Source organism: Vitiosangium sp. GDMCC 1.1324 (assembly GCF_003044305.1).
GTDB lineage: Bacteria > Myxococcota > Myxococcia > Myxococcales > Myxococcaceae > Archangium.
Map to the genome: position 1 here is coordinate 402057 of NZ_PZOX01000002.1, position 12106 is coordinate 414162.

Annotated in this window: 10 protein-coding genes; 3 read left to right on the plus strand and 7 right to left on the minus strand. The window is 68.0% G+C overall.

Annotation, left to right across the window (positions count from 1 at the left end; translation table 11 throughout):
* The first annotated feature begins 265 nt into the window (after positions 1 to 265).
* Both DAT35_RS06120 and DAT35_RS06125 read left to right on the plus strand, forming a co-directional pair.
* Positions 266 to 1504, plus strand: a complete 1239-nt coding sequence (locus DAT35_RS06120; RefSeq protein ID WP_108065946.1) for an AAA family ATPase — start codon at positions 266 to 268, stop codon at positions 1502 to 1504.
* The gene (locus tag DAT35_RS06125) at positions 1501 to 2094 is read left to right on the plus strand and encodes a DUF4276 family protein (protein ID WP_108065947.1); all 594 of its coding nucleotides are present in this window, start codon (positions 1501 to 1503) and stop codon (positions 2092 to 2094) included. The genes DAT35_RS06120 and DAT35_RS06125 overlap by 4 nt, the downstream gene beginning before the upstream one ends.
* A gap of 398 nt (positions 2095 to 2492) precedes the next feature.
* On the opposite strand, the gene mtnC is transcribed toward DAT35_RS06125, so the two are convergent.
* From mtnC to DAT35_RS06150, 4 genes are read right to left on the minus strand one after another with little or no spacing between them, the layout of a single operon-like run.
* Entirely contained in the window at positions 2493 to 3170 is a 678-nt protein-coding gene (gene mtnC, locus DAT35_RS06135) for an acireductone synthase (protein WP_108065948.1), read from the minus strand.
* 6 nt (positions 3171 to 3176) lie between these two features.
* Positions 3177 to 3719, minus strand: a complete 543-nt coding sequence (locus DAT35_RS06140) for an acireductone dioxygenase (RefSeq protein WP_108065949.1) — start codon at positions 3717 to 3719, stop codon at positions 3177 to 3179.
* The gene (locus tag DAT35_RS06145) at positions 3716 to 4336 is read right to left on the minus strand and encodes a methylthioribulose 1-phosphate dehydratase (protein WP_108065950.1); all 621 of its coding nucleotides are present in this window, start codon (positions 4334 to 4336) and stop codon (positions 3716 to 3718) included. The genes DAT35_RS06140 and DAT35_RS06145 overlap by 4 nt, the downstream gene beginning before the upstream one ends.
* A gap of 25 nt (positions 4337 to 4361) precedes the next feature.
* The gene (locus tag DAT35_RS06150; RefSeq protein ID WP_108065951.1) at positions 4362 to 6386 is read right to left on the minus strand and encodes an alpha/beta fold hydrolase; all 2025 of its coding nucleotides are present in this window, start codon (positions 6384 to 6386) and stop codon (positions 4362 to 4364) included.
* A gap of 94 nt (positions 6387 to 6480) precedes the next feature.
* Between DAT35_RS06150 and DAT35_RS06155 the strand changes: the two genes are divergently transcribed.
* Positions 6481 to 7218, plus strand: a complete 738-nt coding sequence (locus tag DAT35_RS06155; RefSeq protein ID WP_108065952.1) for a 2OG-Fe dioxygenase family protein — start codon at positions 6481 to 6483, stop codon at positions 7216 to 7218.
* 45 nt (positions 7219 to 7263) lie between these two features.
* Here DAT35_RS06155 and trxA read toward each other — a convergent pair whose 3' ends face one another.
* From trxA to DAT35_RS06170, 3 genes are all read right to left on the minus strand, one after another.
* Positions 7264 to 7665, minus strand: coding sequence for a thioredoxin (gene trxA, locus DAT35_RS06160; RefSeq protein WP_108066425.1), 402 nt, complete (start codon positions 7663 to 7665; stop codon positions 7264 to 7266).
* 168 nt (positions 7666 to 7833) lie between these two features.
* A complete protein-coding gene (locus tag DAT35_RS06165) occupies positions 7834 to 11496 on the minus strand; it encodes a hypothetical protein (protein WP_108065953.1) in 3663 nt (1220 codons plus the stop codon).
* Positions 11497 to 11574: 78 nt separating this feature from the next.
* Complete coding sequence (locus tag DAT35_RS06170) at positions 11575 to 12033, minus strand: group II truncated hemoglobin (RefSeq protein ID WP_108066426.1); 459 nt, start codon at positions 12031 to 12033, stop codon at positions 11575 to 11577.
* Positions 12034 to 12106: the final 73 nt, after the last annotated feature.

Sequence of the window (12106 nt, forward strand, 5' to 3'; positions counted from 1 at the left end):
AAAAAGGGGGCCTAAACCCGCGACGGCACACGCCTTTCGAGAAGTCGCGAGTGAATCCGGGCACTTCGAGTCCACGAGGTTGTCCTCGCCAGTCGCCCGGAGCCCCCTCCTGTATCGGGGACATTTTGGAGATGGAATCAGAGGCGCACTGTACGACGGGAGTAGGGGCGGGGTTCCGCCGCTCATCAGGTGGAGAAGATGCGTTTTGCCCGCAAGCTTGCGGGCTGCGCACATTCATCTAGGCTCCCTCTTTTAGAGAGCCCTGATGCCATCGCCTGAGACTCCCGGGCAGACCTCCCTCTTCAAAGTGCCGGCGAAACGCGTCCCGTTTCTGACACGGGTACAGCTTCGCAACTACCGCAGCATCGAAGCCTGTGACGTGCGGCTCGGGCCCCTCACGTTTCTGGTGGGTCCCAACGGGTCTGGGAAGAGCAACTTCCTGGATGCACTGAGGCTCACCACGGATGCTCTCCGCACGTCACTTGATCACGCACTGCGTGATCGCGGAGGCGTGCATGAGGTTCGCCGGAAATCGAGCGGCCATCCCACACACTTCAGTATCCGACTCGATTTCCAACTCCCGGATGGCGAGTTGGGGCACTTTTCCTTCGAGGTCGGCGCACGCTCTCATGGTGACTATGCCGTCCAGAAAGAGGAGTGTGCAGTAGGGGGCGCGAAATACCTCGTTCGTAAAGGCCAGGTCGTCGTCAAGCCCACTGCCGTCGCGCCACCAGGCTCGGAAGACCGCCTTTATCTCGTCAACGCTGCGGGTCTGCCGGAGTTCCTCCCCGTGTTCGACGTACTCTCGAACATGGGGTTCTACAACCTGAACCCGGACAAGATTCGAGCGCTCCAGTCTCCTGACAAGGGCGAGCTGCTCGCACGTGATGGATTCAATCTATCGAGCGTGCTTGAGCGCCTGGAAACGCTGGATGACGGCAGCACGAAGCGGCGCATCGAGGAGTATCTCAGCCGCATCGTGCCTGGACTGGAACGCGTGGATCCCAAGCGCGTCGGGCACATGGAGACGCTGGAGTTCCGTCAGCAGGTCGAGGGGGCCAAGGTTCCCCTGCGTTTCCCGGCGATCAACATGTCTGACGGGACGCTGCGCGCGCTGGGTGTTCTCGTCGCACTCCTCCAGGCCCGGGTTGTGGATCGCGTGCGTGTGGTGGGTATCGAGGAGCCCGAGGTCGCGCTACATCCAGCGGCGGCAGGTATCCTGCGTGATGCGCTGCGTGATGGCTCAAGGCATGCGCAGGTAATCGTCACGAGCCATAGTCCCGATCTTCTTGACGCCTCCGATGTCTCCGCTGACGAAATCGTCTCGGTTCTGGCTGAGCAGGGGAAGACCCTCATTGCGCCACTCGACGAGGCCACGCGATCCACACTCAAGGATCGGCTCTACACGGCTGGCGAGCTGCTGAAGACGAATCAACTGACGCCCGATCTCAATCTGGTTCCCGAGCCCAAGCAGCTTCGCCTCTTCGAGCTGGAGACGGAATGAAAGTCGGGCTCATCGTCGAAGGCCATGGAGAGGTTCAGTCTGCCCCTCATCTCGTGCGGAGGATCCTACGAGAGCTGGCGCCGGAATTGAGTCCTTTCATTCTGCCTCCGCATCGTGTTTCCCGAGGGCAACTCACCAAGGAGGAGGGACTCAAGAACGCCATCGAGTTCATGGCGCGGAAGGTAGGGAACGAGGGGCGCATCCTTCTCCTTCTGGATGCCGATGATGATCTCCCCTGTGTACTAGGACCAAGACTCCTTGCCCTGGCGAGAGGATGTCGACCGGATCGCGATATCTCCGTGGTTGTCGCGAAGCGTGAGTACGAAGCATGGTTCCTCACGGCAGCGGAATCGCTTCGTGGCCGCCGGGGACTTCCAGAAGATCTTGCTCCGCCTGCTGCCCCCGAGACCATTCGCGACGCGAAGGGCTGGCTGAGCCAGCACATGTCAGATGGCTACAGAGAAACGATCGACCAGCCTGCGCTGACGAGCGTCTTCGATCTGACCACGGCGCGACGCGCGGACTCCTTCGACAAGCTTTTCCGCGAAGTCGGGCGGCTCTTCGGCCTCTCTGTTCCGCCCCGTTCGTAGGGCCGGACTCAAGGACGCGGGCCATCTTGGGCACTGGAGAGCACAAGCGCGCTGGCTTCGGCGCGCACAAGCAACCGCCACCTGATGGGCGAGCCCCCGCGAGGATGGGGCGCCAGTGTTCCAGCAGACGCTCCGCTCGTGGATGGCCGCTGAGCAGAAGCGGGCGGGGCTCAAGGTGACGGGGGCGCTTCACACTCTCCGCCACACGTTCTGTAGCCACCTCGCCATACAGGGCGTTCCGCCAGGAATTGGCAGGCCACCGGAGCCTCCGCACCACGATGCGGTACACGAACTTGGGGAAGGACGAGAAGCACCGCGCCATCCAGATGATGGAGGAGGGGCCGGAGGCCCCTGTCTCAGGTACTTGACATCTGGGGTCACCTCCAACGGGTGCCCCTCTACGGTTGAATCTTGTCGAAGCTGTGGGCCACCGGGTGGGGCCCCGGGTCGACGGCGGGCCCCTCACCCCGGACCAGACATCCGGTGCGCAGGCCCGACGCGGCGGCCGCATCGAGCTCCTCCCTCACATCCGAGAGGAAGAGGATCTCCGAGGCGGGCAGCCCCAGCTCGCGGACGATCGCCGCGTAGGAGGCCGCCTCCTTCTTGCCCCCGACGCGCGTGTCGAAGTAGTCGCTGAACAGGGGCGTCAGGTCGCCAAAGCGCGTGTGACCGAAGAGCAGCTTCTGCGCCTGCACCGAGCCCGAGGAATAGACATACAGACGCAGGCCTCGGGCATGCCACTCGCGCAGCCGGCGGGGCACGTCCTCGTAGACGTGGCCCTGGAAGTCACCCCGGCGGTAGCCCTCCTCCCACAGCAGACCCTGCAGTCCCTTGAGGGGCCCGAGCTTCCTGTCCTCTTCAATCCACCGCAGCAGCGTGCCCACCAGCCGCTCGTCGTCCGGATTCCCGCCGGCCACCTGACGGGCCTCGTCCAGCAGCTTGCGCACCTCGGGCTCCTGGCCGTGGGCACGCACGAAGCCGGGCAGATGGCTCGCCGAGTAGGGAAAGAGCACCTCCTTCACGAAGGACAGGCTGGAGGTGGTGCCCTCGATGTCGGTGAGGATGACCTGGACCATGTGCGGTTACTCGAACCGGGGGAAGCGCGAGGCGATGTCGCTGCCGGTGTGGTGGGCCACCCAGCCCTCGGTGTTGGTGAAGAGGCGGATGGCGGTGAAGCGCGGCTGCGGCCCCATGTCGAACCAGTGTGGCGTCCCATCCGGCACGCCGATGAGGTCCCCCTTCTCGCACAGGACGTTGAAGACTCGCCCACCCTTGTGGATGGAGAAGAGCCCCTGACCCTCGACGAAGAAGCGCACCTCGTCCTCGGTGTGGGTGTGCTCGTTGAGGAACTTGTTGCGCAGCGCCGCCTTGTCCGGATGGTCCGGCACCATGCTCAGCACGTCCGCCGTCTTGAAGCCCCGCTCCTGCTTCAGCCGCTCCACCGAGTCCCGGTAGGCCTCGAGGATCTCCGCCTGGCTCGCACCGGGCTTCAGCGGCTGGCGCGCCTCCCAGCGCTCGAAGCGGATGCCCACCGAGTCCAGCTCGCGCCGGATGGCATCGAAGTCCCGAGTGCGAATCTGATGACTCTGGCTCTCACCCTCGTTGAATACGGTCAGCTCGCTCATCTCGTCAGTCTCCTCATCTCCAGCTCGCACTGGAACAGGAACTCGAATGCTTCCATATGCCGCCGCGCATCCGCCACCGTCCGGCCCCAGGTGTAGAGGCCATGGCCCTCGATGAGATAGCCGTGAAGGCCGGGGTGCTCGGACATATGGGCGTCCACCCGGGCGGCGAGCCGGGGGATGTCCTGGTCGTTGGCGAAGATGGGCACCTCCACGCGCACCTCGTGGGTGTCCACGCCGGGAAGGGCCTTGAGGACCTCATACCCCTCGAGCACCAGCGCGCCGCGGCTCAAGCGCGACAGCAGCGTGGCCGTGAGCGAGTGCGTGTGCAGCACCGCCCCCACCGAGGGCTCCCTGCGGTAGAGTTGCAGGTGCAGCGCGGTCTCCGCCGAGGGCTTGCGGCCCGGCGAAAGCACCTCGCCCTCCAGCCCCATCAACAGGAAGCCGTCCGCGTCCAGCTCGCCCTTGTGGCGGCCGGAGGCGGTGATGACCAGATGGCTCTCGTCCAGACGCGCCGAGAAGTTGCCAGCCGTGGCCGGCACCCAACCGCGCTCGAAGAAGAGGCGGCCCGCGCGGATCAGCTCATCCACCCGGGCGTTGAGATCCTCTGTACGGTACATGACACCGCATTTTACACGGAGTCCGTCACGGACGTGAGCCACCGGCCGGCGCGGTGGGCGCGCCCAGGTACTTCTCCAGGAAGAGGAAGGTCGCCACGGTGATGGTGTCCCGGTTGGCCTTCTTGCCGAAGCCGTGGCCCTCGTCGAGCGCGAGCAGGTACCAGACGTCCGTGCCCCGGGCCCGCACCGCCTTCACGATCTGCTCCGCCTCGGACTGGGGCACGCGCGGGTCATTGGCGCCCTGCTGGACAAAGAGCGCCGCCTTGATGCGGTCCACCGAGTTGAGCGGGGAGATGCGCTCCTGCACCTTGCGCACCTCGGGGTCGCGCTCGTCACCGTACTCGGCGCGGCGCAGGTCACGGCGGTAGGCCTGGGTGTTCTGCAGGAACGTGGGCAGCGAGGAGATGCCCACCACGTCCACCGCGGCGCGGACCCGCTCCGGGAAGAACGCGGCGGTGGCCAGCACCATGTACCCACCATAGGAGCCGCCGTACACACCCACGCGCGAGGCGTCCAGCTCCGGCCGGGAGGAGATGTAGTCCAGCGAGGAACCGATGTCCGCGAGGCTCTGCTCGCGCTTCACCCCGTCATCCATGGCCCGGTACGCCTTGCCGTAGCCCTCCGAGCCGCGCACGTTGGGCACCAGCACCGCCATGCCCAGCTCCACCGCGAGGAACTGCGTGAAGGTGCTCAGGTTGGGACGGCTCTGTCCCTCGGGGCCACCGTGGAAGATGAGGACCACGGGCACCTTCCCCTCGCGCCCGCGCGGCAGGTAGAGGAACGCGGGCACCTGCACTCCGTCGGTGGACTTGTAGTGCACCAACTCGGGCTCCACGAAGGTGCTCGTGTCCAGGCCCCCTACCTCCGAGCGCGTCCAGCGGGTGCTCTTCTTGGTGCGCAGGTCGGCCTGGTAGACGTCCGTGGGCGACTTCGACGTGGAGATGGCGTAGGTGAGCACGTCCGAGCGGCCCCGCGGGAAGACGAGGTCCGTGATGACGCCGCGGGGCACCTCCACGGGAGAGAGCGCGCCGCGCTTCGTGTCCAGGAGGTACAGCTTGCCGTAGCCGTCCTCGTTCGTCTCCACGGCGAGCGTCTTCCCGTCCGGAGAGAGCGCGATGGACTCCACGTCCCAACGGAGCGAGCCCGTCAGGGACGGAGGCGCGGCGGTGTACGGCGCCTTGTCGAGGTCCAGCTTGTAGAGCGCAGCGAAGTCGCCGTAGCGGTCGGTGACCAGGAAGACGCTCTTCCCGTCCGGCGTGAGGACGGCACGGTTGACGCTGCCCTTGCCCTCCTTGGGGGTGAGCTGGCGGCGCTCGCCCGTCTTCACATCCACCACGTGCAGGTCGCTGTCATCCGCCGCGCGGAACTGCGTGACGAGCAGCTTGGAGCCATCGCGGGAGAAGCCGACCGGATACCAGGTGCCCTCGGACTCGGTGATGCGGCGGGCCTGCTTGGGGTTGTCGGTGGGCGCCACGTAGACATCCGTGTCCTTGCCGTTGCGGCCCGTTCCACCGTACGCGAGCCACCTGCCATCATCGGACACGGCGAGCTCCTCGTGGCGGCTCTTGCCGTCGGTGAGCAGCTCGGAGCGGCCGTTGCGCCGGTCCAGACGGTACACCTGGAAGAACTCGCCACCGCCCACGTCCTGCAGGAAAAAGAGGACGTTGGGGTCGGTGGGGAGGAAGCGCGCGGTGTTGATGGGCTCGGGCGTGAAGGTGAGCTGGAAGCGGGCGCCCATGGGCTGCTCCACCACATGGAGCTGGTTGGTGTCCGCGAAGCGGGTGGAGATGAGCACCTGCTTGCCGTCCTGGCTCACATCCATCAGGTTCGCCGAGCGCGACTCCAGATACTGGAGGACGCGCTTGCGCAGCTCGGGGGGAACCGCGGGGACGCCGCTGGCCAGGAGGTTCGGCTGTCCGGTCAGCGGGGCAATGCCCTGCACCGTGGAGGGAGCCGGGGAGGCGGGCTTCTCCGCGGCCTGTGCGAACACGGACGAGGCGGCGCCCGTCACCAGCGAGACGAGCAGAGGGGTGAGGGTTCGGAGGTTCATGGGGCGCGAACCCTAGCAAAGACGTGGACGCAGGCAGGCACACCCGCCCAGGATTACTTCTACCTGCGTTCTCGCATGTTCGAGACCTTCAACAATGAGCCTCTCGCCTCCCATCATTCCGCCATCCGAGGTCACCGCCGTCCTACGGGACCGTGGTTACGCCATCCTCAGCCGCACGGGTCTGTGCGAGCTGGTGGGCACCCGGGCCGCCGAGCTCGACGCCCTGCGTCCGACCTGGAACGACCTGCCGCCCGACACCTACCTGCGCGACGGAGGGCGCTATCGCTCGCGCCGGCACTCGTGCTTCGTCATCGAGGGCACGACGGTCACACAGGTGCCACACCGGGCGCACTGGCAGCCGGTCGAATACAACGCGCTCCACGGAGGGCTGGAGCGCTGGTTCGAGCCGGTGACGCCAGCGGTCGTCGAGCAGCCGGCCTGGCGGCAACTGCTGCGAGGTCTCGCCGCGTGCTGCTCGGCGCTGAAGGGGCCACGGACGTGGTACGTCGAGGCGCACCAGTTCCGCATCGACACGACGGACGGAATCGGCCGGCCAACGCCCGAGGGTGCGCACCGTGACGGAGTGGACTTCGTCGCCGTGCTGCTCGTCGGGCGCGAGGGCATCAAGGGTGGCGAGACGCGCGTCTTCGAGGCCGCCGGTCCGCACGGCATCCGCTTCACGCTGACCGAGCCGTGGTCGGCGCTGCTGCTCGATGACGAGCGGGTCATCCACGAGAGCACGCCGATCCAGCCGCTGGCCGAGCGGGGGTACCGGGACACGCTGGTGGTGACCTTCCGCGCGAAGGGATTCCAGGGGCCCACAAGTCCTTGAGGTCCAAGGGGCGCCCTCCGTGACAGTAGCCGCTCCTCCCTGTCCTCAGGTCTTGGGGGATTCAGCTTCAGGCTGCTGTTGCTGCTGGGCCTGACGCTCCACCAGCCGCTGACGGATCTCATTCATGTCCAGTGCGCGCACCTGGCGGATGAGATCCTCGAGCGCCTCCGCTGGCAAGGCCCCAGCCTGCTCGAAGAGCATGATGCCGTCGCGGAAGACCATCAACGTGGGGATGGACCGGATCGCGAATGCGCTGGCGAGCTCCGGTTCCTTGTCGGTGTCGATCTTCCCAAAGATGATGTCCGAGTGCTTCTCGCTGGCCTGCTCGAAAATCGGAGCGAAGGACCGGCACGGGGCACACCAGGCAGCCCACCAATCCAGGAGGACGATGCCCTCCTTGGAGACGGTGTCCTTGAAGTTGTCTTTGCCAATTTCGATGGTTGCCATGGCTCTCACCATGTGACTCCTCCACGGAGAGTGCCAGTGCACGCGAGCGCAGGCAGGGGCGCGCACCCGGGAGGGAGCCTTCAAGACGCGTGCGGGGCCGGGTGGGCCTGCCAGTCCCATCGCCCGGGAGGCGTGTGACCATGGACCCGCTCGGCCGATTGCCACTTCTCAGGCCGCGTCCGCGCCCTCTCGTGACGCCGTCTCTTTCGAGCCCTCGGGCTTCCAGGGCCAGGCCAGCGGAGCGATGCGCGCGTAGAGCAGGAACAGCGCCTCTCCGTCGGCGTACTCGCCACAGACGCGGCTGGCCTCGCTCAGCAGCAGCCCCGGCGACAACACCCGGCCGGACTTGCGCAGCTCGGGCCGCAGCGCCTCGGGCACGGCCGCGAGGATGCCCTCCTTGTTGAGCCGCTCGTCGTTGGCCTCCGCGCACAGCTCCAGGTGCCGAGCCAGCTCGGCCTTCAGCCTCGCGTCGTAGCCGAAGACGTACGAGCACATCTGGAACAGCTCCGAGCCCGCCTCCGTCATCAGGTCCGACTGCTCGCGAGCGAAGCCCGGCTCGCCCGCGGCCCGCCACAGGCAGTCCCACCGCGCCTGCGACGCATGACGCGCATACAGCGCCCGGGCCGTGAGGTAGCTCTGCATCGAGTCATGGAAGAAGCGCACGTGCGTGGGCACTGGCCCGGGCCGCGCGTCCGCGGACACCAGCAGCCCCGCGTCCAGCAGCATCCGTAGCTTCGGCTCGTCCGGGCTGTCGCGGAAGACGATGAGCCGGCTGCGGTGCTCCCAATAGCTGCCCAGGCAGAGCGTCTCCGCGAATGTCAGCAGCTCCGAAGTGGCCGCATCGTCCGGGTCCTTCTTCAGCAACCCCGCGAAGACAGCGCGGTAGAGGTTGATGACGCTGTCCACGTCGCTCCCGCCGAAGCGCAGCGCCAGGCGCACCAGGATGGGCACATAGGTCCCATCCGCCGCGCGCCCCCGGCAGATGCGCCGGGAGGACTCGGAGAGCACCGGGGGCTTGCCGTCCGGGCCCGGGTACGCCGCCTGGAAACGCACGAGCCCGGCCTCGTCCAACCGCTTCGGCTCCACCCCCATCCACCGGAGCGCATGGGACATCGCCGCCCGGTACGCCTCGTTGGGCCGGGCCGACAGCAGCACCGGCGCGTGCAGCCCCATCTCCCGCTCCAGGTAGCGGCGCAGCGCCTCCGGCTCCAGCTTCGACTCGGTGAGTCCGTCCAGCACGAGGAAGAAGTCCCCCGACTCCAGCAGCGCGTCCCGCAGCGCCTCGGGCAGCCCGAGGTCCTGCAACGCCTCCTTCGCGGCCGTCTCGAGGTCCTCCGCCGCCGGGTCGATGAAGACGGGCAGCGGCAATGCGGGCTGCTTCTCGAAGCGCTCCAGCGACAGCCGGACGAGCTGCCTCAACAGCGCGCTCTTCCCCCTGCCTCCCGCGCACTGGATGAGCAGGTGCGCGCGCCCGCGCGTGAGCAGCAGGCACAGCTCCTCGGCGGTGCGCTCCGAGGGCGAGGGCGGCACTCCAGGCCCGGAGTACTCGACGACGTTCGAGGAGAGCTCCACGAACACCTCGCCATTGGCCTGGGCGGAGGCGACATCCACCCGGCGGCGCACCTGCCGGACATGGGCGGCGAAGAAGCGGCGCCGGAACGAGGGCCAGCGCAACAGCGGCGCGGCGGCCCAGGAGAACGGGTGGGTGAAGACGAGCCGGCGGAACACGGCTGGCGACAACAGCCCCAGGCCGGCGCACAGCACCAGCTCGGCACACGTCACGGCCAGCACGGTGGGCAGGTGGATGCGCAGTCCGCCCAGCAGACCCATCAGCTCGCCACCGCCCGCGCCCACCAGGGAGGCGACATAGCCGAGGAGCGGCAACCACCGGCGGGGAGCGGCAGAGGGGCGCAGCAGCAACACGGGCAGGAGCAGCAACAGCGTCACCGCCAGACACGCGAGCGCGGTGCGCACCCAGACCCGGTCGAGCAGCGGCACGCCGAAAGGCACATGCTGGAAGGTGGCGGAGAGGCGGGAGCCGTTCTCCACCTCGTGCGCCACCACGGTGCGGTAGAGGTGCTCCGCGCTTCCCGGCGGCGCCATCCACTGGAAGAGGAGGCCCGAGGGCTCCGCCAGATGCCGGAGCCCCTGCCCCACCAGCTCGCCGCTCCCGTCCTCCGCGCGCAGCTCGAGCCGCAGCGTGCGTCCCGCGCCAGCCGCCTGTGCGAGCCCGGGCCAGTCGAGCTCCAACGATTCCAACGGCGCGCCCGCTTCGAGGCGGCCCCGGACCTGGACCTTCCCGCCCGCGTCGCGCTCGATGCCGGCTCCGCCCGCGAAGCCCACCGCCACGCGCCGCACCTCCGAGGCCGGCCCGTAGACGTAGCCGCGAGGAATGCCGGAGATCCAGAAGCGGCCGGTGCCCGGAATGGGGAGCACGTCGCCCATCGCCACGCCCTCGAGCACCGGAATGAGGGAGAGCCCCTCCGGCCCGAGCTCGAGCCGGTGCAGCCGCGTCCCGTCATCCGAGAGCAGCCACCCCCCGTGCGCGTCCCACGCCTTGGGCGTCGCGTCGCGCAGGCCCGTGGCCAGCGAGGCGCTCTCGGTGATGACCGTGCCCTTCACGGACAGCAGATGAACTCCATTGTCCCGGGTCACCGCCCACGCGCGCTCCGCCGAGAGCGGCAGGAGCCGGGCGCCTCCGAGCGCGAGCCCCTCCTCGCTGCGCGCGACCTCGTCCCCCCCATCGCCCAGGAGGTACACACGCTTGTCATCACTGACCCACACGTGCCCATCCGGCGAGTGCTCCAGAGTCGGCTTTCCCTCCACCTCCAGCCCCCGGCCCACCACCTTCCCGTCGTCGACGCCCACCAGCTTCAATGAGGGACCCGAGAACCCCGCGCCCCCCGGGCTCGAAGTCGGAGCCACCACCATCCAGAAGGAACTGCCGCCCCCGTGAGGGATGAGCCGCTGCACCACACCGGGGAGCGGAGCCGAGGTGGTCTTCGCGCCCTCCCGGCCCACGAGGACGAACTGCGAGCCAGACGTACCGGGCTGCTCCGCGAGCACCCAGGCCCGCTGGGGCCGCGCGGTGGGCACCAGACTGCTCACATCCTTCGCCCGCACCATGCTCGGCTTCTGAGGGGTGCTGGAGAAGGAACGTCCCCGCAGGTCCACCTGATAGAGGCTCTGGTCCAGCACGAGCCAACCCTGCTGGCCATCTCCCACGGGTATCGCCTTGCGCACGATGACGCCGGAGAGCGCGCTCGGGTCCACCCGGCCCACCTCGGAGCCCGCGGCATCGAAGACCCGGAGCTGCTTGTTGACCCCGGACACGACCCAGAGCCGCTCATGGCCCTCGGAGGGCACGAGCGTCAGTTGCTGAATGGGGTCCTGGAGCCGCTGCTCGCGGCCCTGGTGGTCCACCCCGTACACCTCGCTGATGTCGTCCACGATGGAGGGCACCTGCACGTGGACCCAGGCACGCTCGGGGTCCGCCGTGGGCACCACGTCCACCACCCGCGCGTCCTTGTCCTTGTCGCTGAAGCTCTTGGAGAGGAGCTCGCGCCCGTCCGCGTCCACGAGCCAGAGCCCGTCCCGGCCCGGCGTCCAGACCCAGGCATGGGAGCCATGTCCGCACGGCACCATGCGGCTGCCTCGGGGAATGGGCCGCAGCCAGTAGCCCTCCACCTGGGCCTCGACGGGCGGCGGTGGCGTATCACTCCGAGCACAGCCCGCCATGCCCTCGAGCAACAGGAGCACGGCGGTCGCGAGGAAGAATCCCGGGGGAATCAGGCTCCGCCGGGGAGACCGGGCACGGGAGGAGGTCATCATGGGAGGTGCACCGGCATTGTGACACAGGTGACCCCGATGGAGCTTTCCCCGCCGTGCGTCCAACCCCGGGGTGAGGCGTCAGCCCTCGACGTTGCGCAGGAAGTCGGCCACCTCGGCGAAACGCTTGTCGAGGAAGCGGCGCACGCCGCCCGTGACGTGCCGGGCCTCCATCGCCCGCTGCATGCTGCGCAGCCAGGCGTCGCGCATGGAGACATCCACGGGGACGTGACCATGGCGCATGCGCAGGCGCGGGTGGCCGTGCTTCTCGATGTAGTGCTGGGGCCCGCCGAGCCAGCCGATGAGGAAGAGGCCGAAGCGCTCGCGCATGCCGCGAGACACCTTGCCGTGCTCATCCAGCTCATGCAGGCGGGCGAGCGCTGGCTCGTTCGCGTCCATGGCGTCGTAGAAGGCCTCGGCCAGGGCGCGCACGCCCTCCTCTCCGCCGAGGCGGTGGAAGGGCATGTCCTCCATGGAGGGGACCCAGTCGTCGTCGGAGCCAGGAATGTTCAGCCCGATGGGCTTCATCTCGGTGGACATATCGGTGTTCAACCCCGAGCCCATCTGCGCCATTTCGAGGCCCCGTGCAACCACCGAGTGGCCACCGTGCGGG

Bases quoted from the DNA above. Each gene is read 5' to 3' on its own strand.
- DAT35_RS06120 (WP_108065946.1), top strand. From the start codon at position 266: ATGCCATCGCCTGAGACTCCCGGGCAGACCTCCCTCTTCAAAGTGCCG.
- DAT35_RS06125 (WP_108065947.1), top strand. From the start codon at position 1,501: ATGAAAGTCGGGCTCATCGTCGAAGGCCATGGAGAGGTTCAGTCTGCC.
- mtnC (WP_108065948.1), bottom strand. From the start codon at position 3,170: ATGGTCCAGGTCATCCTCACCGACATCGAGGGCACCACCTCCAGCCTG.
- DAT35_RS06140 (WP_108065949.1), bottom strand. From the start codon at position 3,719: ATGAGCGAGCTGACCGTATTCAACGAGGGTGAGAGCCAGAGTCATCAG.
- DAT35_RS06145 (WP_108065950.1), bottom strand. From the start codon at position 4,336: ATGTACCGTACAGAGGATCTCAACGCCCGGGTGGATGAGCTGATCCGC.
- DAT35_RS06150 (WP_108065951.1), bottom strand. From the start codon at position 6,386: ATGAACCTCCGAACCCTCACCCCTCTGCTCGTCTCGCTGGTGACGGGC.
- DAT35_RS06155 (WP_108065952.1), top strand. From the start codon at position 6,481: ATGAGCCTCTCGCCTCCCATCATTCCGCCATCCGAGGTCACCGCCGTC.
- trxA (WP_108066425.1), bottom strand. From the start codon at position 7,665: ATGGCAACCATCGAAATTGGCAAAGACAACTTCAAGGACACCGTCTCC.
- DAT35_RS06165 (WP_108065953.1), bottom strand. From the start codon at position 11,496: ATGATGACCTCCTCCCGTGCCCGGTCTCCCCGGCGGAGCCTGATTCCC.
- DAT35_RS06170 (WP_108066426.1), bottom strand. From the start codon at position 12,033: ATGTCCACCGAGATGAAGCCCATCGGGCTGAACATTCCTGGCTCCGAC.